At 31.3% G+C, this 25355-nt stretch carries 27 protein-coding genes; 16 read left to right on the top strand and 11 right to left on the bottom strand.

Annotation, left to right across the window (positions count from 1 at the left end):
* Window positions 1-146: 146 nt before the first annotated feature.
* Window positions 147-1964, bottom strand: coding sequence for a carboxypeptidase-like regulatory domain-containing protein (locus tag AAFU52_RS15975; protein ID WP_438422597.1), 1818 nt, complete (start codon window positions 1962-1964; stop codon window positions 147-149).
* Window positions 1965-2253: 289 nt separating this feature from the next.
* Between AAFU52_RS15975 and AAFU52_RS15970 the strand changes: the two genes are divergently transcribed.
* The 13 genes from AAFU52_RS15970 to AAFU52_RS15910 all read left to right on the top strand — a co-directional run bounded on the left by AAFU52_RS15970 (window position 2254) and on the right by AAFU52_RS15910 (window position 13848).
* Window positions 2254-3135 (top strand): SDR family oxidoreductase, encoded by an 882-nt coding sequence (locus AAFU52_RS15970; RefSeq protein ID WP_438422596.1) that lies wholly within the window; start codon window positions 2254-2256, stop codon window positions 3133-3135.
* 141 nt (window positions 3136-3276) lie between these two features.
* A complete protein-coding gene (locus AAFU52_RS15965; RefSeq protein ID WP_024768663.1) occupies window positions 3277-4041 on the top strand; it encodes a ParA family protein in 765 nt (254 codons plus the stop codon).
* A 6-nt stretch (window positions 4042-4047) separates the two neighbouring features.
* Window positions 4048-4962, top strand: coding sequence for a ParB/RepB/Spo0J family partition protein (locus AAFU52_RS15960; protein ID WP_438422595.1), 915 nt, complete (start codon window positions 4048-4050; stop codon window positions 4960-4962).
* A complete protein-coding gene (locus AAFU52_RS15955) occupies window positions 4952-5536 on the top strand; it encodes a DUF5683 domain-containing protein (RefSeq protein ID WP_438422594.1) in 585 nt (194 codons plus the stop codon). The genes AAFU52_RS15960 and AAFU52_RS15955 overlap by 11 nt, the downstream gene beginning before the upstream one ends.
* Before the next feature lie 46 nt (window positions 5537-5582).
* The gene (gene dapB / locus AAFU52_RS15950; protein WP_438422593.1) at window positions 5583-6281 is read left to right on the top strand and encodes a 4-hydroxy-tetrahydrodipicolinate reductase; all 699 of its coding nucleotides are present in this window, start codon (window positions 5583-5585) and stop codon (window positions 6279-6281) included.
* A gap of 54 nt (window positions 6282-6335) precedes the next feature.
* Window positions 6336-7907: a signal peptidase I gene (gene lepB, locus AAFU52_RS15945; protein ID WP_438422591.1), complete on the top strand. Its 1572-nt coding sequence runs from the start codon at window positions 6336-6338 to the stop codon at window positions 7905-7907.
* 17 nt (window positions 7908-7924) lie between these two features.
* A complete protein-coding gene (locus tag AAFU52_RS15940; RefSeq protein WP_438422589.1) occupies window positions 7925-8548 on the top strand; it encodes a WbqC family protein in 624 nt (207 codons plus the stop codon).
* A 218-nt stretch (window positions 8549-8766) separates the two neighbouring features.
* Window positions 8767-8997: an acyl carrier protein gene (locus AAFU52_RS15935; RefSeq protein WP_438422587.1), complete on the top strand. Its 231-nt coding sequence runs from the start codon at window positions 8767-8769 to the stop codon at window positions 8995-8997.
* Window positions 8976-10169 (top strand): cytochrome P450, encoded by a 1194-nt coding sequence (locus AAFU52_RS15930; RefSeq protein ID WP_438422586.1) that lies wholly within the window; start codon window positions 8976-8978, stop codon window positions 10167-10169. The genes AAFU52_RS15935 and AAFU52_RS15930 overlap by 22 nt, the downstream gene beginning before the upstream one ends.
* Before the next feature lie 77 nt (window positions 10170-10246).
* A complete protein-coding gene (locus tag AAFU52_RS15925) occupies window positions 10247-11632 on the top strand; it encodes an MBOAT family O-acyltransferase (RefSeq protein WP_438422585.1) in 1386 nt (461 codons plus the stop codon).
* Between the two features lie 10 nt (window positions 11633-11642).
* Window positions 11643-12587 carry a hypothetical protein gene (locus AAFU52_RS15920; RefSeq protein WP_438422584.1) on the top strand — a complete coding sequence of 315 codons (945 nt, stop codon included), beginning with the start codon at window positions 11643-11645 and terminating at the stop codon, window positions 12585-12587.
* 82 nt (window positions 12588-12669) lie between these two features.
* A complete protein-coding gene (locus AAFU52_RS15915; RefSeq protein WP_024768669.1) occupies window positions 12670-12978 on the top strand; it encodes a DUF6122 family protein in 309 nt (102 codons plus the stop codon).
* A gap of 90 nt (window positions 12979-13068) precedes the next feature.
* Window positions 13069-13848, top strand: a complete 780-nt coding sequence (locus AAFU52_RS15910) for a M949_RS01915 family surface polysaccharide biosynthesis protein (protein ID WP_438422583.1) — start codon at window positions 13069-13071, stop codon at window positions 13846-13848.
* Between the two features lie 130 nt (window positions 13849-13978).
* Here AAFU52_RS15910 and AAFU52_RS15905 read toward each other — a convergent pair whose 3' ends face one another.
* The 9 genes from AAFU52_RS15905 to AAFU52_RS15865 all read right to left on the bottom strand — a co-directional run bounded on the left by AAFU52_RS15905 (window position 13979) and on the right by AAFU52_RS15865 (window position 22887).
* Window positions 13979-15208, bottom strand: a complete 1230-nt coding sequence (locus AAFU52_RS15905; RefSeq protein ID WP_438422582.1) for a tetratricopeptide repeat protein — start codon at window positions 15206-15208, stop codon at window positions 13979-13981.
* Window positions 15209-16519, bottom strand: coding sequence for an AAA family ATPase (locus AAFU52_RS15900; protein ID WP_438422581.1), 1311 nt, complete (start codon window positions 16517-16519; stop codon window positions 15209-15211).
* Between the two features lie 70 nt (window positions 16520-16589).
* On the bottom strand, window positions 16590-17606 hold the full coding sequence (locus AAFU52_RS15895) for an endonuclease/exonuclease/phosphatase family protein (protein WP_438422580.1): 1017 nt from the start codon (window positions 17604-17606) through the stop codon (window positions 16590-16592).
* Window positions 17607-17608: 2 nt separating this feature from the next.
* Entirely contained in the window at window positions 17609-18487 is an 879-nt protein-coding gene (locus AAFU52_RS15890; RefSeq protein WP_438422578.1) for a rhomboid family intramembrane serine protease, read from the bottom strand.
* A gap of 3 nt (window positions 18488-18490) precedes the next feature.
* Window positions 18491-19177, bottom strand: coding sequence for a rhomboid family intramembrane serine protease (locus tag AAFU52_RS15885; RefSeq protein WP_438426644.1), 687 nt, complete (start codon window positions 19175-19177; stop codon window positions 18491-18493).
* Between the two features lie 73 nt (window positions 19178-19250).
* On the bottom strand, window positions 19251-21125 hold the full coding sequence (gene mutL / locus AAFU52_RS15880) for a DNA mismatch repair endonuclease MutL (protein ID WP_438422577.1): 1875 nt from the start codon (window positions 21123-21125) through the stop codon (window positions 19251-19253).
* On the bottom strand, window positions 21126-21422 hold the full coding sequence (locus AAFU52_RS15875) for a hypothetical protein (RefSeq protein WP_035090467.1): 297 nt from the start codon (window positions 21420-21422) through the stop codon (window positions 21126-21128).
* 127 nt (window positions 21423-21549) lie between these two features.
* The gene (gene ribH, locus AAFU52_RS15870; protein ID WP_024768676.1) at window positions 21550-22053 is read right to left on the bottom strand and encodes a 6,7-dimethyl-8-ribityllumazine synthase; all 504 of its coding nucleotides are present in this window, start codon (window positions 22051-22053) and stop codon (window positions 21550-21552) included.
* Window positions 22054-22116: 63 nt separating this feature from the next.
* Window positions 22117-22887 (bottom strand): tetratricopeptide repeat protein, encoded by a 771-nt coding sequence (locus AAFU52_RS15865; protein WP_024768677.1) that lies wholly within the window; start codon window positions 22885-22887, stop codon window positions 22117-22119.
* A gap of 136 nt (window positions 22888-23023) precedes the next feature.
* Here AAFU52_RS15865 and recF point away from each other — a divergent pair, with 136 nt between their 5' ends.
* Genes recF through AAFU52_RS15850 form a run of 3 tightly spaced genes read left to right on the top strand, consistent with a single transcriptional unit; the run spans window position 23024 to window position 24881 of the window.
* Window positions 23024-24124, top strand: coding sequence for a DNA replication/repair protein RecF (gene recF / locus AAFU52_RS15860; protein WP_438422576.1), 1101 nt, complete (start codon window positions 23024-23026; stop codon window positions 24122-24124).
* Between the two features lie 47 nt (window positions 24125-24171).
* Window positions 24172-24585 (top strand): hypothetical protein, encoded by a 414-nt coding sequence (locus tag AAFU52_RS15855; protein ID WP_438422575.1) that lies wholly within the window; start codon window positions 24172-24174, stop codon window positions 24583-24585.
* Window positions 24585-24881 (top strand): DUF721 domain-containing protein, encoded by a 297-nt coding sequence (locus tag AAFU52_RS15850; protein WP_024768680.1) that lies wholly within the window; start codon window positions 24585-24587, stop codon window positions 24879-24881. The genes AAFU52_RS15855 and AAFU52_RS15850 overlap by 1 nt, the downstream gene beginning before the upstream one ends.
* On the opposite strand, the gene AAFU52_RS15845 is transcribed toward AAFU52_RS15850, so the two are convergent.
* Window positions 24867-25259 carry an acyl-CoA thioesterase gene (locus tag AAFU52_RS15845; RefSeq protein ID WP_024768681.1) on the bottom strand — a complete coding sequence of 131 codons (393 nt, stop codon included), beginning with the start codon at window positions 25257-25259 and terminating at the stop codon, window positions 24867-24869. The genes AAFU52_RS15850 and AAFU52_RS15845 overlap by 15 nt on opposite strands.
* Window positions 25260-25355 lie beyond the last annotated feature (96 nt).

The raw sequence follows: 25355 nt of genomic DNA, 5'->3' as shown, positions 1-25355 counted from the left end.
AGTAGAATTAAATGAAAAAATCAACCTTATAAAGGTTATTTTGAATTTGATTTTAATTCATTTTTTAACTCCACAAAGATTTTGCCGTATTTATACATAAAGACGACAAATAGTAATTTTTATGTTTTTATTAACTATTTAAGTAATCAATATTCTGAACTAGGTAGTTTTAAGTTCAATTTTAATAGTCCCATTTTATAATTTTGTCTTTTAAGTTTAAAAAGTTTGACCTCTTTAGTTTGATTGATCTTACCCCAATTTCTATATACCGAGGCTTTTATATAAGAAGGTCTATCCTTTTTATTCCCCAAATAGGTTATATTAATAAACCAATTTCCTTCGGTCAAATCATAAAGATAAAATTCATTAGAAGAATATCCTCTTTGCTTTTCATCCATAATACGGTTACTATCCTTTTCCTGAGAATGTTCAAAATTAAATGCTCTAGACTGAGGATCAACAAATTCTATTGCAAACTCTGCTTCAGAGGTATCCCATTCAAACACTAAACGAATATCGCTTTTTGAATTTTGCAATCCCAATCCTTTAATCTCAGAATTTTCTTTAATACCAGCTGCTCCCTTTTTTAGTGTGTATAAATATGCCATCTCACTATATACGACTTTTTCAATCCCTTCTTCAAGTATATAATTACCTTCTCGCAAATATTGAAGATACATATTCCAAGCTTTTTTATATTGTTTATTCTCTGTATATGCATTTGCTAGGTCTCTATATGATTGCGCATAAGATGGTCTTAATTCTACAAGTTTGATATACACATCAGCAGCTTTTTGATGTAAACCGCGTTCCTGATATGTATATGCAATAGCTTTCAATGCTTCTGGGTCTTTCTTAAAAATATCTTCAGCATCAGATAGTACCTGTGATGATAGAGAATTATTATTTTTCTCCGTTTTAAAATATTTAGAGACATCCAGGTAAAAACTAGGAGTTTCTAAATAATTAGAGGAAAGTCCCTGAAAAAATTTAGACAATGTTTCATGATCAGCAATTGTATCCAGAGTGGTAAGGAAAGGAGTTTTTGATTCTACGGAGGTATAAGGAACGGCTCCATTACTATAACCACTTTGTTGTCCTTTTTTCTTCTTTCTTTTTTTACCTTTTTTTTGTTTTGCCGATTTAGCCCCTTTCGTTCTAACAACAATTACACCTCCCGATCCTCGCATGCCATATTTTGTAGTTCCGGATATCGATTTTATAACAGTAACCTTATCAATATCTCCTACTGCCAAGTTAGGAGGGTATTCGTATACAGCACCATCTATATCCCAAATTGCTAAACTTTGATTTGGATTCGCAATAGACATATTTGGTACTATTCTCACTCTTCCATTTTCAACACTCAGATATTTCACCACGCCACTTAATGTTTCAATTAAACTAGTTCCCTGAACAGTAAGCTCTTTACCTTTAACTTTTTTTATTCTGCCATATGAAACACTTTTTTTATTGATTTTCCCATAAGCAGTTGTTATCGTAGACTCTTCTTCTTCTTCCCCATAGCGATTCTTCTTTTTATTGGTCTTAAGTACCACTTCTCCAAGTTTATTTAACTCATCAACCATAGCAATATTAAGACGTTTAGTTATGTCTTCAACAATAATCTCAACTGGTTTCATACCAATAGAAGAAAACTGTATAATTTCTTTCTCGGCAGCTTTAATTTTATAATATCCTTTTTTATTTGTAGTTGTTTTTACATCTGTATCCTTCACTATAACATTCACATTTTCTATAGGAAAATCATTATAAGTCACATATCCCGAAATTTCCTTTGTGTTTGATCTGGACTGGCCAAAGATAGAAGCACTATTCCCAATGATCACCGTAAAAAATATGATTTCAAAAACTAAACGTCTTTTAAAAATAATTTTTCTAATAAAATCAACATTATATGTTGCTATTGTGTACCGTGATAGTTGTTTAATTTTTGTAATCATAATTTCAATAATATATTCCTTTTCCCAAATAATACACACCAAAAATAGTGGTAGTGTTTTTATAAAAATACACAAAAAAAATTAGGCAATGTTATAAGAGTATGACGTATGACTTTTCTAATGATTATAGGTAATCACAATAATTAGATAATTATTTTTTAATCCCGCACTACTTTAAGCATTATAAATAATAGTATTTTAGCTAAACATTAAAAAGAAAACAAAAATAAACTATGCATGCATAGTTTATGATTATAACTTGTTATCTTAGCAGAATACTGATACAAATATGAATTATAAAGATAAAATGCTTCGTGATGGAGCACTAAAAGGAAAAAATATCGTTGTTACCGGTGGGGGTAGCGGATTAGGTAAATCTATGACGAGATATTTTCTAGAACTTGGAGCCAATGTTGCCATTACTTCACGTAATCTAGAAAAATTGCAAAACACGGCCAAAGAGCTAGAATCAGAAACAGGTGGTACCTGTTTACCGGTGCAATGTGATGTAAGAGAATATGATCAAGTAGAAACAATGAGAGACAAGGTTCTAGAAGCTTTTGGTTCGGTAGACGTATTACTTAATAATGCTGCAGGGAATTTTATTTCTCCTACAGAGCGTTTATCACATCGTGCATTTGATATCATTATTGATATTGTGTTAAAAGGTACTAAAAACTGTACACTTGCTTTTGGAAAACACTGGATTAAAAATAATTACAAAAATACTGTCGTTCTAAATATCGTGACAACATATGCCTGGACAGGTTCGGCGTATGTAGTACCTAGTGCTACTGCAAAAGCAGGAGTTTTAGCAATGACCCGATCATTAGCTGTAGAATGGGCAAAATACGGAATGCGTTTTAATGCGATCGCTCCGGGTCCTTTTCCTACAAAAGGAGCATGGGATCGCCTTTTACCAGGAGATTTGAAAGATAAGATCGATATGGCTAAACAAGTGCCTTTAGCTCGTGTGGGGGATCATCAGGAACTTGCTAATCTTGCGGCTTATTTGGTATCTGATTTTTCTGCCTATGTAAATGGCGAGGTTGTTACATTAGATGGTGGTGAATGGCTAAAAGGAGCGGGGCAATTTAATCTTCTTGAACAAATTCCTGAAGAAATGTGGGATCAACTAGAAGCAATGATCAGAGCAAAAAAAAATAAATAAGTATTTATTAACAATAATAAAAGTACGTTAGACCATCCTTAAAGGGGGATGGTCTTTTTTATTTCCTACTGTTAACATTTTTCATTTTTATAATATATAATAAATTGTATTTTTATCGCTACTAAATCCAAATCTCCCCTCATGGGTAAAATAATAGCAATTGCAAATCAAAAAGGTGGTGTAGGTAAAACTACCACCTCTGTAAACTTAGCGGCTTCTCTAGGTGTTTTAGAGAAAAAAGTACTCCTGATCGATGCAGACCCACAGGCCAATGCAACTTCTGGACTAGGATTAGATGTTGATACTATTGAAAAAGGGACGTATCAAATTCTAGAGCATACCATAAAGCCTGAAGATGCAATTTTAGAAACCAATTCTCCTAATGTGCATATTATCCCTGCACATATTGATTTGGTTGCAATAGAAATAGAGCTTGTTGATAAAGAGCAACGTGAGTATATGATGAAAAAAGCAATCGAAGGGCTAAAGTCAAAATATGACTATATCCTCATAGATTGTGCACCTTCTCTCGGTTTGTTAACTCTAAATGCGTTAACCGCTGCTGATTCGGTAATGATTCCTATTCAGTGTGAATATTTTGCATTAGAAGGACTAGGAAAACTTTTAAATACAGTAAAAAGCATACAAAAAATCCATAATAAAAATTTGGATATCGAAGGGTTATTATTAACTATGTATGACTCTAGATTAAGATTATCTAATCAGGTAGTAGAAGAAGTTCAAAAACACTTTAATGAAATGGTGTTTAAAACTATCATTCAGAGGAATATTCGTTTAAGTGAGGCTCCAAGTTATGGTGAAAGCATAATTAATTATGATGCTTCTAGTAAAGGTGCCAGTAATTACTTAAGTTTGGCACACGAAATTATTAAGAAAAATAGTTAAGGATTCATGGCGAAGGCAACTAAAAAGCAGGCACTAGGAAGAGGATTATCGGCACTATTAAAAGATCCTGATAATGATATACAATCAGTAGAGGACAAAAATGCCGATAAAGTAGTTGGTAATATTATAGAATTAGATCTAAATAGTATAGATGTAAATCCATTTCAGCCTCGTACTAGTTTTAATGATGAGACATTACGAGAACTTGCAACCTCGATAAAAGAAGTTGGCGTTATACAGCCAATCACAGTTCGTAAATTAGATTTTGACAATTATCAGTTAGTAAGTGGAGAACGTCGTTTTCGAGCTTCAAAATTAGCTGGGTTAAAAACAATACCTGCATATATTCGTATTGCTAATGACCAAGAGTCATTAACAATGGCATTGGTAGAGAATATTCAACGACAGGATTTAGATCCTATTGAAATTGCCTTATCATATCAACGTCTTATCGATGAGATTAGTCTGACACAAGAGCAATTGAGTGACAGAGTAGGAAAAAAAAGATCTACTATTGCTAATTATTTAAGATTACTAAAACTAGATCCTATTGTACAAACAGGGATGCGAGATGGTTTTATATCTATGGGGCATGGTCGTGCTTTGATAAATATTGAAGATCAGCAACAGCAACTGGATATTTATGAGAGTATTATAGGAAAATCATTATCTGTTCGTGATACCGAAAAAATAGTTAGATCTCTTAATGATAAAACAGAAAACACCCCTAATACCAAGGCTTCTTCTACTAATAATCAGCTACCAAAACACATTGCCAAAGGGGTAAAAGAGTTTTCAGACTATTTTGGCGCAAAAATTGATATAAAAGTTTCTGGTAAAGGAAGTGGAAAACTTATTATACCATTTTCTTCAGAAGAAGATTTTAAACGCTTAAAGAAACTTATAGATAGTGAAGATTAAATTCTTTTATATTATTTTTTTTGTACTACTTTCTGTTCAAAATATTCTTTCTCAAGAAAATGAAGAATTAAAAGTTATTACAGAGGAAGTTCCTGTAAAAAAGAAAAAAAGGGAAAGGAAAATACGTCCTTATGAGCCTTTGGCTCCCGCTAGAGCAGCATTTTATTCTGCAGTTCTACCGGGATTAGGGCAAGCATACACTAAAAAATATTGGAAAATCCCTATCGTATATGCGGCATTAGGAACAGGTATTTATTTCTATATCGATAATAACAATAAGTATAATCGCTTTAGGGATATATACAAACGCAGACTGGCAGGTTTTACAGATGATGAGTTTCCGAATATAACAAATGATCAATTAATATCATTGCAAGAACGTTTTCGTCGAGATAAAGAATTATCACTGTTAATAACAGTAGGAGTTTATCTTTTAAATATTGTAGATGCAAACGTTACGGCTCACTTATTACAATATAACGTAACCGAAGATCTCTCGTTCAAACCAAAAATAAATTTTAATGAGTTTAATGCCAAACCAAATTATGGCGTATCACTCAACTATAGCTTTTAAGAAATACTAATCCTTAAGAGCTTAGTGAATTAATATCAACCAAAATATGAAAATTGCACTACTGGGATATGGCAAAATGGGTAAAACCATAGAAAAGATCGCAATAGAAAGAGGTCATACCATAGTACTTAAAGTAGATAAAGGTGATACTACATATGATCTTTCTGAAGCCGATGTAGCTATTGATTTTAGTATTCCTGACGCAGCAGTAAATAATATCACCAATTGTTTTAATGCTAATGTTCCCGTAATATCCGGTACAACGGGATGGCTAGATCATTATGATGATATCCTTGAATTATGTAATGAAAAAAAAGGAGGTTTCATTTATGCTTCAAATTATAGTTTGGGCGTAAATTTATTCTTCGAACTTAATAAAAAGCTTGCTAAGATGATGAACCCTTTAGAAGGGTATGCTATATCTATGGAAGAAATTCATCATACCGAAAAACTAGATGCTCCAAGTGGTACTGCAATAACACTAGCAGAGGGAGTTATTCAAAATACAGATAAAAAGGCATGGCAACTGGATAAAGGTGATGAAAATACCATCCCGATTGTTGCAAAAAGAATTGATAAAGTTCCCGGTACTCATACCATAACATACTCTTCTCTCGTTGATGATATAGAAATCAAACACACTGCACATAATCGTAATGGTTTTGCTCTAGGGGCTGTTGTCGCTGCCGAATGGCTAAAAGATAAAGTCGGAGTTTATAGTATGAAAGATGTACTAGGTTTATAAAAAGTGTAACACTTTACAGATAAAAGGGACTTATATTAAAAAATATATTAAAAGATGATACTTACAGAATGGTTTATTTTTTTCCTGATACTACAGGTTATTCATTTTCTGGGAACCTGGAAATTATATAATAAAGCGGGTAGAAAAGCATGGGAGGCTCTTATCCCGGTCTATAATGCTGTAATTTTAATGAAAATTATAAATCGTCCATGGTGGTGGGTGATATTGTTATTTATCCCTGTAATAAATGTTATTATGCTCCCTGTTATTTGGGTAGAAACGATACGAAGTTTTGGGAAAAATTCTACCACCGATACCATTCTGGTTATCGTTACTCTTGGATTCTATATCTTTTATGTTAACTACATGCTCGATGTTACTTATATTGAAGATCGAGATCTAAAACCAAGAACCGCAACAGGAGAATGGGTAAGTTCAATTCTATTTGCAATTGTTGCTGCAACTATAGTACACACTTATTTTATGCAGCCCTACACTATCCCTACCGGTTCTTTAGAAAGAACATTACTGGTCGGGGACTTCTTATTTGTTAGTAAGTTTCATTATGGTGCTCGTACTCCTATGACAGCAGTATCTTTTCCTATGGTTCATGATACAATCCCACTGGTACGAACCAAATCATATTCTAACAAACCACAATACCCATATTTTAGATTACCTGGTTTTCAAAAAATCAAACGTAATGATATTGTTGTATTTAGCTGGCCAATAGATACCGTAAATGCTTTTCAGCAATATAGCGATGGTAAACATCATTATAAACCTATAGATAAAAAATCTAATTATGTAAAACGTTGTGTAGGTACTCCCGGGGATTCTCTGGCGGTAGTAGATGGTTTTGTCTATGTTAATGGAAAACAAACTAAATTACCAGAACGAGCTCAATTACAGTTTTCATATTCTGGAACTACAAAGGGTAGCAGTTTCAATCTTCAAAACCTATATAACCGTTATAAAATAAAGCCTAATGAGTTTGGATATAACAATTCACAATTTAGTGCTCACGGTATGACCGAGGAAGCTGCTTCTCGATTTAAAAATCATCAAAACATAGCTAGTATACAGAGAAATGTGACTCCAAAAGGTTTAAAAGATCCTAAAATCTTTCCTAATAATGGTAAAGTAAACTGGAACTCTGATAATTTTGGTGCAATTTATATTCCTGAAGCTGGTAAAACAGTGAAAATGGATCTCAAAAGTTTCTCCCTTTACAGAAGAATTATAGAAGTCTATGAAGGTTCTGAAATGGGAATTGACAATAAACTATCTGTAAATGGCACGCAAGTACTCCTTAACGGCAAACCTATAGATAGCTATACTTTTAAACAAGATTACTACTGGATGATGGGTGATAATCGTCATAACAGTGAAGATAGTCGTGTATGGGGTTATGTTCCTGCTAATCATATTGTAGGGAAACCTGTTTTTGTATGGTTTAGCTGGGATTCTAATGCTAAAGGGCTTTTTAACAAAGTACGATGGGAACGCATGTTCACTACCGTTGGAGGAAATGGAAAACCGATTTCCTATTTTAAATATTTCCTGATTGTTTTAGCTGGCTGGATTATCTATAATCAATATCGTAAAAGGAAAAAAGGAGCTTAACACCCAGTACCATAAAATTGAAAACATCCCTACTCCATCCTATGTATTTTGGATCTATACTGCAGTATGTAGCTGTAGCCAAATCTGATGTTGTTGTTTTTGAAAACGAAGATAATTATCAAAAACAAACCTACCGTAACCGTACTTATGTCTATGGAGCAAATGGTAAACTTTTATTGTCCATTCCTATTAAGCATAATCAAAAGCAAGAAAGACAATTATACAGAGATGTACGTATCGAGAATGATTTTCAATGGCAAGCATTGCATTGGAAATCTCTTGAAACCGCCTACAGGACTTCGCCGTTTTTTGAATATTATGAACATGAATTTGTTCACTTATTTGAAAAACCCAAAGAATTTCTTCTGGATTTCAATTATGAATGTATGCAAGTCGTACTAGACTGTCTTCAATTAGATACTTCTTTTTCTAAAACTACTACATATGACAAGGATCCCAAAGAAGTTACTGATTTGCGAAATCTGGTAAATGCAAAAAAAACAAAGTCATATGATCTTCAACCTTATATTCAAGTTTTTGAAGACAAATATGGTTTTATACCTAACCTCTCTATTTTAGATTTGGTATTTAATGAAGGGACCAACGCTTTGACTTATCTTGAAAACCAGCTTATCTTCTAATTCAGGTACTAAAAGAGAGATCTTTATTCTTATTTAAATAAAGTTAAAAAAAATCGCTATTTATGCACTCATAAATTAAGCCCTTTAATATCCCGACATATAGCAAATAAGAGGGTTTTTATTTTAGAAAAAAAACTGTATTTTACTAAAGTATCTGTTGAGTTTCACAAATTATATAGGTTAACCTTAAAAACAACATTATTAAAAATCAACAATTAATGGACATAAAACTATGGCTTCAGGAAAAAATCGCTGAAGAAACTGAATTACCTATAAACGAGATATCTTGTGACCTAGAATTTGTTAACTTCAATATGGATTCTCTATCCATTTTAACTCTAGCTTTTGATTTAGAATCAAAATTGAATATCGGAGAAATTGATCCAACACTTTTTTCGGAATACAACACAATAAACAAGCTTGTTGCATGGATAATGAATCAAAAATAGTTTGGAATCCGTACACTAAGGGATATTTTGATAATCCATACCCTCATCTAAAACAATGTAGAGAAGAAAACCCAGTTCATAAAGGAGTTCATAACGAATTTATATTTTTTAAGTATGAAGATGTTAGCAAAATTCTTCGTTCAAATGATTTTTATGTGTCTGAGCTCAGTTCATACCTGCAAACAAAAGAGCCATACATATTTAAAAATACAAACACATGTCCATATTTATCAAAAGGAACTCAAAAATGGCCAATGTATCTAAATGGTGATGAACATAAAAATTTAAGGGCTGTAATGGGTAAATCATTTAAGGAATTTGAGTTAAATCAAGTTATAAAAGAGTCTCTTACTATTCTAAATGACCGTTATAAAAACTCAATTACTATTGATTTGGTAGATTATTGTTCTTATTTTATTTTTTTAGTTACTGAAAAACTTTTTGGCATTAAAGATTTTGAAAGTTTTGAGAACATTAAAAAATACTCAAATATGCTTGCTAGAAGTCAGGATTTATTTATTCCGAAACAAATATATGAAGAAATCAATTCATGGTTTTTATGGGGTAAAAACATTTTTCACGACTCAAAATACAAAGAGAATATTAGGTTTTTTGCTAATAAATTAAATTTAGAATATACAGACGAAGATATCTATTCAATTATGTCCATTTCTGTAATGGCCGCTTTTGAAACGTCAAAAGACAACCTAACTATGGCTTTATTTGAAATACTGAGAGATCAAAAATTAATAAATTATGTATTACATAATGACACTAAAGAGTTAAACCTTTTGATTGAAGAATTATTCAGGTTTTCCTCTCCTCTACAATATACTGTAAGAGTAAACAATGAAGTAATAGAATACAATAATATCGTTATCCCTGCTAAATCAAAATTATACTTGTGCTTAGCTAGTGCAAATCGTGATCCAGAAAATTTCACAGCCCCAGACAAGGTAATCCCCAATAGAACTCCAAATGAACATTTGGCTTTTGGTGGAGGAAATCACTTTTGTTTAGGAGCACAAATATCTCGACAAGAAATGAGATATTGCTTAAAACCAATGGTAGATTTTTTAAAAAGATTTAGAATTGATGATTCTGTACCTACAAAATGGGCTAGGCAAATTTTTATGCGAACTACAAATTCCTTATCGATAAAATTGAAATAAGATAAACTGTAATATTCTTGTACATATGCAAAACGTAAGAATCAAAGTATATTATAATATTTAAAAAAAAACACTAAATGGTAGAGTTTAATTTACTGCTAATCATTCTGTATATTGTCTGTTCTGTAGTTCTTCTAGCTTTATTCAAAAAAGAAAATAAATGGAAAGCTCTTTTGATAACAAGTTTAGTTTTTTACTACATATTAGTTGGTTATAAAATATTGTTTTTAATATTGCTAGCCTATATTATATTTAGATTAGGTTTTGTAATACATCATAATCTTTCAAAAATTAGATTAGGAGTTCTTTGTATATTAATACCCTTAATCATATACAAAATAACTGGTACAGGTTTTCATTTTGAAAATCATCTTTCTAAAGATATTCAAATTTTAGAATTACTTAGATGGTCATCTTTATTTCAGATAATTGGCCTTTCTTATTTTACTTTTAACGGAATAAGTTACTTGATAGATATCAAAAGAAGGTATATAACACCAGAAAAGAATTTTTTTTTAATACTGTTACATTTAATCTATTTTCCAGCAATATTTTCAGGTCCTTTACATAGAACCAAATATCTAATTCCACAATTTCAAAATATTTCAATCTCAGATACTTCAATTTCAAGAGGAATGCGATTAATACTTTGGGGATTATTTAAAAACATGGTTATTGCTCAAAGAATATTTATTATAATAAATGTATTTTTAAATTCAAAAATTAGTGGTCCATACTATTTGATTTTGGGATTACTTTTCTTTTTATACCTCTATTGTAACTTTAGCTCCTTTATTGATTTTTTTCAAGGTATTTCTCAAATTTTTGGCATTGAACTTAAAGATAATTTTCGTAACCGTGTATATTTCTCTTCCTCAAGGCAGGAATTCTGGAGAGGGTGGCACATCACGCTAAATGAATGGTTTAGAGATTATTTTTTCTTTATAATTGCCAAATATGATAAAAAAAGAAAATATACAGATCTATTACTATTAATCACTTTCATACTAATTGCCTTATGGCATGAATTTACTCTCACCTTATTAATATGGGGGATTTGCAATGGATTATGGATCATAATTGAAAAAAAAGTAAACTTGCAAAAATTACCGTATCCCAAAGTAAGAAAAGCTACTGGACTTATTTACCATCTATTATTTTCATGTATTCTTGCTCTAATATTTATTTCTCCAGATTTAATGCACCTGATTAAAACAATTTTTATAAATTCTCCATTTATCCCAAAACAAATTATATTAAGTCAAACCACTAACATAGTTATAATAATCTTTGCTTTTATAATTATGGATTATCATTATAATAAAGCAGGAAACAATAGATTTGATAAATATTTACAAAGTAAACCTTTACCTAATCGATGGTTTATTTATATAAAACTTACTATGACAATTTTAGTCTTTGGATTAAATGCAGGAGTAGACAATTATTATACTCTTTTTTGATAAACATAGTATGAAAACTAAAAAATCAATTACAAAACTATTTATTCTAGGAGCAATAGTATTATTTATAATACTATTGTTTAAAAAGAACTCCTTGGATATTGATGATGACTGTTTTGCCAGTATTGCAAATGATATAGCTAACAATAAAGAAACCTCATACTATTTTATCGGTTCTAGTAGAGTACAAAATAGCATTAATCCAGAGATACTCGAAGAACATTTTGGTAATAAAAATGTATCCAATATAGGAATTAGTGGTTCAACCTTTTTAAGTAACTGTATCCTAGCAGATTTCTTACTAAAAGAAAAAACTTCAAAAGTATTATTCATTGAGTTATCACCAATAAAGCAAGAATTACCTAATGGTTTTATAGAATTTTCTAAGGAAGCTAATATAGACATCTTAGAAACTATTGATGAATTGACAAAAAACGAAAGTTTTCGTAAGAGATTATTATTTAAACTTCATATTCTAAATTATCTTTATTCAAAAAAAATTTCAGTAAAAAAAGATGTAAAAAGGATACTTAGTCAAAATGATAATAAGGAAAGAGAAATAGGTTTCATCTCTTTAAATAAAAACAATTTTAATTCAATATCTCCTTTTATCACCTATGAAGAAATTAATTCTCCTTCAATAAAAAATAAAAACTTAACCACTTATCAAAATTATATTAATTATTTATTAGAACTAAGTAGTAAGAAAAACTCTAAAATAATTTTCTTTTTACCTCTTACATATAAAAACGAAAAGGAAAAAAATATTGTAATTCCATTATACCATTCATTATCAGATAGTTTGAAAATAAAATATTCTAAACGTTTTTTGAATAGTATTGTTAATTCCAAATATTTATCAGACGAGAACCACTTAAACAGTTTAGGTGCAGAAAAATATACTAACTTACTCTCCCCTCTTATAGAGAGTTATTTTTTTTCTAAAAAAGAATAGCATATTTATAAGCAATAACCCATCAAAAATATTTTTATTAATTTATGGTTTCACCTCTCACTAAATAAGCTAATTGACTAATATGATCCGACCGATCTTACATTATGGGTTTCATTTCATAGTTCCATTATTCATCGCAGTACTCTTCTTCCCTAAACAGTGGAAGAAGGTCTATTTTTTATTTATAGCAGCTATGCTAATCGATATCGATCATGTTTTGGCCGATCAAATTTTTGACCCTAATCGGTGTAGTATTGGATTCCATCCTTTACATAGTTATTATGCTATTACAGCATATGGAATTATGTTATTTTTTCCTAAAACGAGAATTATCGGATTAGCTCTACTATGGCATATTCTTACAGATCAGCTTGATTGCTGGATGATGTAAAAAATAGCTCACACATTCCATTTTAGAAAATATTGATTACATTTAGTATAGAACTGGTGCTAAGAAACTGCTTTTAATCTATTTTTTTCTATGAACAAACTTCTATTTTTTATCGTAATTGTTAGCTTATTTTCTTGTGGAAAACAAACAAAAGATTCCAATAATAATAATACTGAACAACAAGTAACAAAAGAGGACTCTACCCCAATAGTAGAGCTTAAAAGGCTTGATTCTATTTCATTCGATCCAAAAATGGCCCGTAGACTTTCTAATAAAGAAATCGCATCAACTTTTACTAAAAGAACAAAAAGGCGGTTCGATATTGTGTCTCCTATATACCAGGCATATTCGTATAAAGACGAGTTGGGAGAATATTACCTGTTATTATCAGAACGTTTTAAAGGAATAGATGAAAAAAATGACACTTTGTATGACCAGATAAAAGCACTTAATTTATCTTATAGAAACAAACAGTTCAAAAAAAAATCTTCTATTAAAGATGATATAGATAAAGATTGGGAAACATCGATTGGGTTTTGGAACAAATACTCAAGTTTATCTGATTTAGACAATGATGGTCAGGCAGATCTTGTATTGGTTTATGGTACTATGGGACAAGATGGATATACAGATGGTAGAGTAAAGATTATTATTTATCATAACAAAAGGAGAGTAACTATTAGACATCAGAATAGTAATTATGATGGAAGGTTAACCAAAATCAGTAAAAAATTCTACACATTACCCTTACAAATACAACAGTCTGTAAAAGACAGGATGAAGCTAATGATGAAAAACAAACATGCAGTTTTCTTTGAGGATTGGGAAGCAAAAATGGAAACAAACGCTATCAGTATAGATGGATTGTAGGAATAAGAAATATAGATAACGCTAATATAAATGTAGTTAATTATAAGAGGCTATATAATTTATTTCCTTATTCATAATCATCTTCAACTATTACTGCTTTAACAGATCAATTAGAAGTTTGGCTATATAATTAATCTTTTAAGAAATTACCTACCCATGTATAGGCAACCATTCCTAAAATTGAAATTGTTCCTAGAAAAACAAGGTCTGTATAAAAAAAAGGTCCTATTATCCCTGCTAAAAAAACAGTAGCGCCAATTACATAACTTACAATTCTAGAGAGTTTATCTAATTTCAAAGCACCTTTAGATAATGGTATAATTGAACATAAAGAAGAAACTGCCGTTAACAAAAAAATATCTAAATCCAGAGAAAAATATAAAATAATCGAGCAGCTCGAAATCATTAAACACGAAAAAAAGATTACTCCTGACAGTTTATCATTTTTATCTAATAAATACTTCCCATATGAATGAAACAACAATATCATATTTGATAATGGTTCTATAATCCAACCCCCTAAGGCAAATAATAAATAAGGAACAATGATTAAAAAAACCAAGTATGGATAATCTGAAAACTGTATACTTTTCACCAAAAACCTATACAACAAGTATATCCCAATTATAAAAAACCATTGATTTTTAGTTTTCATATTAGATATCCAGAATGCATATTTCAAATATGTTCTATAAATAAAATTTTTAGCCTTTATAGCTTCTAACATTCCTTCTTGAGCATATCGTGAATTAGGATCATTTTTAAGCGATTCTTTAAAATGACTCATCGCTTCTACATGATTTCCTTGTTCCAACTGTACCCACCCTACATTAGCATGAGAAAAACTACCTTCAGGATCTTGATTTAAAGTATTACTAATTGTTTCTTGTGCCTCATCTTTTCTGTTAAGCTTTGTAAGTGCTTGAGCTCTTACATTAAGACAAAGCACATTATTGGGATCAAGTTCCAATCCTTCATTAGTAAAAGAAAGGCTTTGCTGATAATTTTTAGATTCTAAAAAAATAAGCCCTTTATAACCGAAATAATCAGCATAATATGGATTTAAAGATATTGCTGTACTAATAGAATCTATAGCTTTAGGTTTATTTTCATTATGCCAAGCGATAGCAGATTGATTATAAAACAATTCATCTTCATTAGGGTATTGAGATATTAATAATTCGTTTAATTCTCCAGCTTTTTTATAATCATTTAACTCAATATAACATCTTACCAACAAACTTTTTGCAAAATAATTCTCCGGTTCTCTTTGCAGTCCTTCTTTTAAAGTCTTAATTGCTTCTTCATATCTTTTTACCTGAAAAAATTGTAGGCCTCTCTCAAATAGTGCATCCTCCATTTATTTTTTAATTTTAAGGTAAGATAAAATTTCATCATACAAACCAGAATCATTCGCATACAATGCATAGTTCTTTGAAGTTACAAACCATTCTTTAGTGCTAGGTTTCACTTGTTTTATTGCTTTCAAAATATCTTTCGTTAATAAAGGTTTAGGAATCCCATCACTAAAAGATTTCATCAATTTTTCCTCTATCGCAATATCAATAACAGCTTGTATATCTGCTCCCGAAAATTCTTTAGAATTCTTTGCTAAAGTATCATAATCTATTTGCTCTATTGGTTTATTTTTTAACATAATTTCATAAATAGCCGATTTAGCCTTAAGATCAGGTGGTGATACAAAAATAATTCTATCAAATCTTCCAGGTCTTCGGAACGCAGGATCTAAATGCCAAGGTGTATTAGTAGCTCCAAGAATCAAAATTCCTTCATTATCACTATCTATACCATCTAATTCAGCTAAAAATTGATTTATCACATTTCTTCCTGCAGATTTATTTATGTCATTTCTATTAGCACCTAAAGCATCAATTTCATCAATAAAAATAACACAAGGAGTATTTTGCCTTGCTACCTCAAATACTTCATGAAGATTCTGTTCACTACTACCAATCCACATATCTAGTATATCATTGATTCCAATGCTTATAAAATTCGCATTAATCTCACCAGCAGTTGCCCTGGCCAAATGAGTCTTCCCGCAACCAGGAGGGCCATATAACAATATTCCTCCTCCTATTCTCTTTCCATACGCTTTATATAATTCTTTATGCTCTAAAGGCTTTATAATTTTCAAAGAAATCTGATTTTTCACTTCATCCATTCCTCCAACATGTGCAAAATTAATCTTTGGTTTTTTCAAGAATTGTTTTGCATCATCATCTATAAAATCATCATTCCGATCTATTGTATTCAACCGTAACTTGTCATCAAAATCCTTGTTTTTATAAGATCCATCAATACTAATAAGTGTCTGAAAAACGTCTTTAGCATCTTCCAAATTATTTTCTTCTAGATGACAGTAGCAGAGCAATTCCAAATAAGAAATATTTGAAATATCATATTTCAAAAGTTCTTCTAGAATAATTTCTGCAGGAGGTATTTTATTCAATTTATAGTAACAATTTGCTAGTCCATATTTGGCGTTAACATTATTATTATTTAAAGAAATTATTTCTAAGTAATGCTTTTCTGAATTAATAAAATCACCTTTATCAAAATATGACTTTGCTATTCTTAATCTCAGAGGGATATTATCCGGAGAAAAGGAAAGTGCTTCTAGTAAATCTTTAATAAAATCGTCACTCATTGAATAAAATGTATATAATTAAAATCTCATAAAAAAGATATGCCTATTCATTGCATAAAATAAAACAAAACTAAAGTTTTATTTTTGATAGTATTGGAAAATGGTCTGAAAGCTCAAGGTCAAAGCTTTTAAATCCTTGTACTTCAAATTCTTCGGGTACTAAAATAAAATCAATTCTAGCCGGAAACAATTCGAACTTAAAGGTTTTACCAAATCCCTTTCCTGCTTTCTTAAAAGTATCCTGAAGGTTTTCTGATCTAATTTTATCGTACACATATGAATATGCCGTATTATTAAAATCTCCCATCACAATATTTCTATACGGAGAAGATTTCATATGCTCTATAAGCTGCTCTGTCTGAGCTTGTTGTCTTTTAAAAGATACTCCGATGCGTTTTAATAACTTTTGAGAATCTGCCTTTGCCAAATCATCTGTTTTAGAACTAATCCTATGGGATTGCAAATGAATATTATACACTCTAATAGTGTCCTTAGGAAATATTACATCTGCAAAAATCACATTGTTAGCCGTATTCTCAAAATTTAAAGAGCCTTTATTTATAAACGGAAATTTTGAAAAGATAACCAATGCCAATTCCCTACTGTTGTGATTAAAATACTCATACTTATTTGAATATTGGCTAAAATCGATATCCGGATTATTATAATATTCCTGAGCACAAAAGATGTCTGGGTTTTGATCTTTCACCAGTTTTGAAATATCCCAGGGAATTGTTTCTGAGGTTATCCAGAAAAAACGGTTAAAGCTATGTACGTTATAACTCATCAATGAAATACCATCCTCAACCTTATCGGCTGATTTTCCTCTTAGCTTATACAATGAAGATACGTGAGAAATTCCAAGAACTAGTACAACCAGAGAAAGTATTCCTTTTTTATTGAGTTGTACTGCCCAAAATAACAGGAACAACACATTAATCACAATTAGAATTGGTACTGCCAAACTTAACACAGACAATAACGGAAACATTTTTGGAGAAACATAAGGCAGTAAATAGGACAGTAACAAGGCAGAAGCTGCCATAGCGTTCATCAAAAAGACGATCTTGCTAATTACTTTCCTCATAACTACTCCTTCCCTGCTTTAAACAAAAAATCTTTCTCTTCTTTGGTTAAGCTATCATAGCCACTTTTGCTAATTTTATCCAAAATAGCATCAATTTGTTTCTGATTAGGAGTTTTAACTGAAGAAGTCTCTGTTTTTTTAGGAGCTCTTTTATGAGTTTTTGATTTATGTACCGTCTTTAACGGGCTTTTCTTTTTTGAAGTAAACATGGTACTTAATCCATCCATAAGTTTTTCGAACCAGGAACCAATATCATTTCCTTTTTTAAGTTGAATCGCATATATATAACCAAAAAGTGCACCGCCCAAATGAGCAATCAATCCACCAGCATTACCAGATGTAGGAATTTGGATAAGATCAGAAAGCACTACGAACACCCCTATCTGCCATAATTTGATGTTAAACATAAAGATTCGCACTTCAGAATTTGGTGTATATGCAGCAATAAAAATCATAATGGCACGAACTGCAGCCGATGCTCCAATTAAATATGCTAATGTGTTATTTAAAACCGGAAATACATTATAGGCCAGTACAAATAATAATCCTCCGCAGATAGCACCTAATAAGTAAATTGTGAGAAATCTTTTTTCGGTAAATAAGTTTAAAACATATTGTCCAAACCAGTATAGTACCAGCATATTCCAGAAAATATGCCAAAAATCAAAATGCAAAAAACTATACGTGAGAATACTCCAGGGTTGTACGATCAACGATCCAGGATCAACAGGTAAAACAAGCCACTCCATCAAAGCACCAGAGTTTGTTTTAAAAATCCAGGATCCTAGTGTAGCGAATAAAAATAAAGCTACATTAATAACAATAAGCTTAATGATTACATTAGCTGTTTTAAACTGATATGATAGATTATTTGCTGTCATCGATTAATACCACCGTTTATCATTGAACGAATTCTTTTTCCAATACCACATGGTAATAAACCCAATTATAGCACCACCTATATGTGCCCAATGTGCTATATTAGTAGTACCATAAAGACTTTGACCTGTTATTCCTCCAATTAAATCTGGAACAAAATAAAAAGCCATTAGATATTTTGCTTTAACCGGAAAGGGAATAAATAATAAATGTAAAGGTCTATTCCAATACAGAATTCCAAATCCTGCAATAATTCCAGATACTGCTCCAGAAGCTCCTACCATATGACTGAAATACGCCTTAAACATATTATTTACACTATCTTCAGTTGTGTATTGCAAAATAACACTACTATATTGTCCAGTTCTCAAAAATTCTAAAATCTGATCTTTACCAAAACCTGCTTGTAAAAAACTTTGATAACCAGGTTGAAATTGTATATAATAAAATAACAATTGTAAAGCTAATGCCCCAAAGCCGGCAGAAAAATATAGAAATAAGAATTTTTTTTGCCCTATAGTATATTCTAATGGGCTTCCTAACATGAAGAGCAAAAGCATATTAAAAAATATATGTGTTATACCTTGATGACTATGCATAAACATGTACGTCAAGATTTGCCAAAAATGAAAACTATCATTGTAAGGAAACCAAAATGCAAAAAGTTCAAATGAACTATTTCCTAAAGTCATTGACCCAATAAAAAAGATTACATTAATAATCAATAAAACTTTTACTGTATCCGTAATTCTCCCCATTTATGTATTAAAATTTCTTATCGATTTCATCTACTGTTAACGTAATGAAAGTCGGCTTATTATTTGGTGTTATAGTAGGTTCGGTACATGCAAACAGGCTATTTACCATATACTGTTGTTGTTCTGAAGCCAATTCTACTCCTGCTCGCACTGCAATACTTTTTGAAATGGATCTGGCTAGCAGATCTGTCTGAGAAAAACCACTATCTGGCACTTCACTTTCGAGATCACTAATCAACTGTTCCAAAAGTTGAGCTACTTCTTTTTCTGAAGTAACCGATGGTATTCCTATGATTTCAAATTCTCCGGGGGATAACTCTCCAAAAACAAACCCTGTATTTTCGAGCTGTTCTTTTACAGTAGTAAGAAGTTCAATCTCTTTTTTGGTAAAAGAAAGTATAAGTGGAAACAATAATTGTTGACTTACAGCACTTGCCATAGTAATATTACGCAATAACTCTTCATATAATATTCTTTGATGTGCTCGGTTTTGATTAACAATCACCATCCCACTTTTTATGGTAGTAACAATATATTTTTTTCTAAGTTGATACGTTGTATGATGTCCAACTTTTTTTTCATCGGTCTCAAACAATGATCCTGTAACTTCTGCGCTTTCGAATTCTACTGAAGAAAAATCATTTTCAGTAGGCTTGATGGTTGTCATTTCAGATTCTAACCCTACATACAGATTCTCCCAGTCTCCGGCAGATTCTTTTTTATACGATGTATGGCTTTTGCCCGAAAACGAGCTGCCACCAGATACTTTTTCATCTTTAAACGGATTAAAATTACGATCTACCTCTATTGTAGGTGTCTGAGCAGTTTTGCTCTTATACTCATAAGGTGTATCCATCGAAGCATCTCTATTAAAATCTAATACAGGTGCTACATTAAATTGCCCAAGGCTATGTTTTATCGAAGCTCTTAACATGGCATACAACGCATGCTCATCTTCAAATTTAATTTCGGTCTTAGTAGGGTGAATATTAATATCTATTGATTTGGGATCCACAGTAAGGTATACAAAATAGCTTGGGTGTGCTTTATCTTTTAGCAAACCTTCAAATGCGGCATTAACAGCATGATTTAAATAAGGGCTCTTAATAAATCTATTATTAACAAAGAAAAACTGCTCGCCACGAGTACGCTTGGCATATTCTGGTTTTCCTATAAATCCACTTATAGTAACTAAGTCTGTTTCTTCTTCAACGGGAACAAGTTTTTCATTGGTTTTCCCTCCAAAAATATTTACAATACGTTGGCGACAATTTGTAATAGGCAGGTTAAAAACTTCACTACCATTGTGGTACATATCAAATTTAATAGAATGATGTGCCATAGTCACCCGATGAAATTCATCGATAATATGGCGTAGTTCTACTGCATTTGATTTTAAAAAGTTTCGCCTTGCAGGAATATTATAAAATAAATTTTTGACACTTATAGAAGTTCCTTTTGGAGTTACGCATACTTCTTGAGAAATCACTTCACTACCTTCTATATTAATCTCTGTACCTACCTCGTCTTCTTCTTGCTTCGTTTTTAACTCTACATGAGCAATCGCAGCAATAGAAGCCAGAGCTTCTCCTCTGAAACCTTTGGTATCTAATTGAAAAATATCTTCTGCAGCTTTTATTTTTGAAGTAGCATGCCTTTCAAAACTCAGCCTGGCATCGGTAACGCTCATTCCTGATCCATTATCAATAACCTGAATAAGAGTTTTACCAGCTTCTTTTATGATTAATTTTATATGGGTAGCCTTAGCATCAATTGCGTTCTCTAACAGCTCTTTCACTACTGAAGCTGGTCGTTGAACCACCTCTCCGGCAGCAATTTGATTAGCTACGTGATCTGGTAATAGTTGAATGATATCAGACATCTATCGTCGTGCAGTAAATATGGATAAATCAAAATCAATTATATACAAAAAGATGAAGATCAGGATTATTGCAATATAAATAACCTTTCTATTAATTTCACGATTACCTCGATTACGACTCGATGTACGGGCTTCTGCCCAGTGTGAACCAAAATCTATATCATTTGTAGCATCCCTGTATTTGGTAATTTTATTCTCAAAATTATAGATATTACCTCCACTTTTACCTTCATAGTACCTAGGGGTGTAATTGAATCTTCGGTTTTTCCTTCTTTTTGGGATACTTAACTTCACAATCTGCTTCTATCTTTTTGATTATCCAAATATACTTAAAAAGCATTGTAATGTAAAGTTTTTAGCATTACAATAACATCAAAATATAAATAGCAAAGATTATACCGCTTAGATTTTAGTCAGAGAATTCTTATTTATAAAAAGTTGCATCTTTACGCAACTGCGCCATTTTGATAGCTGCAATTGCTGCTTCAGTTCCTTTATTACCATGCTTTCCTCCAGAACGATCAATAGATTGCTGTAGTGTATTATCAGTAAGTACACAAAAGATTACAGGGATATCACTAGCAATATTTAAGTCCTTGATTCCTTGCGTAACACCTTCACAAACAAAATCAAAATGTTTGGTTTCTCCTTGTATAACAGACCCTACGGCGATAACAGCATCAAGCATATCAAAAGATTCTTGCATTTTCTTACACCCATATATCAATTCGAAACTTCCGGGTACATTCCAGCGTACTATGTTTTCTTTTACTGCTCCACAATCTATAAATGCATCAAATGCACCTTGAAATAACCCTTGGGTAATTTCTTCATTCCATTCTGAAACAACAATCCCAAACCGAAAATTTTTCGCATTTGGGATAGTTGTTTTATCGTATTGTGATAAATTTTTATTTTCTGTAGCCATATTGGTTTCGCGTCTTGGATTTCAGGTTTCAGCAAAAAACTGAAAATTAGAACCACAAAACTATTACTTCATTGCTTGTGCTTTACCTAGATGTACATCTGCTTGATTAGCTTCTACACTCTTAGGAAATTCTTCTTTAATTCTTTCTAAATACGGAATTGCAACTTCTGGTTTATCAAGAGATATTGCAGTAATTGCTGCTTTTAATAAAAACTTCGGAGTAGTAAAGTCATTTACCTTTGCTTTAGCCGCTTTCTCATAATACCCTAATGCTTCTTCTGTTTGATCAAGCTGAGAAAATGCATCCCCAATACCTCCAAGAGCTAAAGGACCTAATATATCATCATCACTCTTAAAACTATCAAGGTAATTGATTGCTTCCTGGTATTTATTCATATTTAGGTAAGAAAATCCAGCATAGTAGTTTGATAGGTTAGCAGCATCGGTACTACCATAATTCTCTATAATTCCTAAAAAACCATACTTTCCTTCTCCTCCATTAAGAGCTAAAGTATATAATGAATCGCTAAGTTTAGAGTTACCATTAACAGCATTATCAAAATACTGTTGTGCTGTAAACATCTCATTAGCTGCTTCTTCCTCTTTTGGTTCCTGGATAAATTTCTGAAATCCAAGGTATCCTAATATCACAACGGCTATCATTCCGACAGCACTTAGTATGTATTTTTGGTTAGCTGCAACCCATTCTTCAGTTTTGGAAGCCCCTTCATCTAAGGTATTAAATACCTCAGCAGTTGTTGAATTGTCTTCTATTTGCTCAACTTCTTCAGCTTTGTTTTTTGGTTTGTGTCCACGTTTCTTGTAAGTTGCCATAAATTTTCTTTAATGAACGGCAAAAATAAAATATTTATTCACAATTAAAAGCACAACTATTTATTATTTTTCAATAATTTGCGTCGGTTAACTAAGAATTCTATTAAAGTCGGGACTCCTTGATGATCAATATTTTATGATTTTAAATTCTCTTTCTTTACTTAATTATAAAAATTTCGAGTCCATCAATTTTGAATTTGACGATAAAATAAACTGTCTTGTTGGAAATAATGGGGTCGGAAAAACAAATATTCTAGATGCTATTTATCATTTGTCATTTGGTAAAAGCTATTTCAATCCAATTACTAGTCAAAACATTAAGCATAATGCCGATTTTTTTGTTATTGATGGTCTTTACACAAAGGAAGGTCGTGATGAAAAAGTTATTATTAGTGCAAAAAGAGGGCAGAAAAAAGTAATCAAACGCAACGCAAAAATATATGATACTTTTAGCGAGCATATTGGTTTTTTACCTTTGGTAATTATTTCTCCCGCAGACAGAGATCTAATTACAGAAGGTAGTGATACTCGTCGCAAATTTATAGATGGTGTGATCTCCCAAAGTGATCAATCTTATCTAAAAACATTATTAAAATATTCTAAAATTGTATCACAGCGTAACTCTCTATTAAAGTACTTTACTGCCAATAATACTTTTGACCCTACTACACTAGAGGTATACAACCAGCAAATGCATGAGTACGGTAGTATTATCTATGAAAAAAGAGCAGCATTTCTAGAGGTTTTTATCCCTATTTTCGAAAGCAGATATCAAGCAATTAGCTCTGGAAAAGAAAGTGTTACTCTTTCTTATCAAAGTAAGCTATCCGAAACTAATTTACTAATTCTTTTAGAACAAAGTCTTTCTAGAGACAGAATGCTACAATATACTAGTGTGGGAGTTCATAAAGATGATTTGTCTTTTGAGATTGAAGGATATCCTATTAAAAAATTCGGAAGCCAGGGACAGCAAAAATCGTTTCTTATTGCTTTAAAACTAGCTCAATTTGATTTTATTAAAAAACAAAGTAAAGTAAACCCCATACTCTTGCTTGATGATATTTTTGACAAACTCGATGAAAAACGTGTAGAACATATTATAAAATTGGTAGATGATCAAAATTTTGGACAATTATTCATTAGTGATACTCATGCAGATCGGACAGAAAGTGTGGTAAAAAAGATATCGCAATCATACAAAATTATTAAGTTGAAAAATAACGAATTAGAGAAATAGAGATTATTAAAATTTCTTCTGATAAATAAAAAACACTCAGATAAAATATGCGACGAGTTTTATTTTGTATAGTACTTCTATATGTCACTTCCTGTACAACCACCAACCCAAAAGAGTATATTCAATATTTGGATGGGTATTGGGAAATTAAAAAGGTAGTATTACCTGATGGAAATAAAAAAGAATATGTATTCAATCAGGATATTGACTTTTTTGAAGTTAAAGACTCAATAGGAATACGCAAAAAAGTACGACCTCGACTGGATGGAAGTTTTATAATTACCAATAATCAGGAAATATTCACTATAGTTATTGAAAATGATAGTGTAAGGCTGTATTATAAAAACTCGTTAGCGACATGGAAAGAAACCATTATTTCTGCAAAAGAAAACGAGATAGTTTTCAAGAATGAAACAGGAAATGTTTACTTTTATCAACGATATCAAAAGCTAAAATTATAATGGCAAAACGTCATCAAGAACATCAGAGTATGGAAGAGGCTTTAAAAAGTTTTGTTTCAGACAATAATCTACAAAAAGGATTGGACAAGGTTGCTGTACGTGATGTTTGGGAAAAAATAATGGGGCCTGCAATAACAAAATATACACGGAATATTAAACTTGAAAGAGAAACTGTGTATGTTGAACTTACATCATCTGTATTAAGAGAAGAACTTAGCTATGGCAGGCAAAAAATAATAGACAACCTCAATGATGAACTAGGCAAGGTATTAGTCAAAAAACTAGTTCTGAGGTAACTCCTCTTTTTCATGTATAATCTTAGTTTTACCATGTGATACTGGTTTTCCATTGACATCAAGATTAACTACCGTTATATTCTCTACCTTAATAATTGTCTTATGCGTTAATTTATTTCTCACTTCACATTTAAGAATCAAAGAGGTATTTCCGAATTTCACAACGTCCATTCCTATTTCAATAATATCACCTTGTACTGCAGAGCTTACAAAATTGATTTCAGACATAAATTTAGTCACTACTCTTCTGTTTTGTAATTGTATAATTGCATACAATGCCGCTTCTTCATCTATCCATTCTAATAACCTACCTCCAAATAAGGTTTCATTAGAATTTAAATCGCCTGGTTTTATAATTTTTCTGGTGTGATACTTCATGACTTTATTTTGTTTACCACAAAATTATCAAAAATATCGTGTTCTATACTCGATAAAAGAAAAGGATTTTACAGTTAAGATGTATTACTATTTAAC

This window comes from Aquimarina macrocephali (genome assembly GCF_051627225.1).
GTDB lineage: Bacteria > Bacteroidota > Bacteroidia > Flavobacteriales > Flavobacteriaceae > Aquimarina > Aquimarina macrocephali.
The sequence above is the reverse complement of the archived record's forward strand: the minus strand, read 5'-3'. Positions and strand labels throughout refer to the sequence as shown.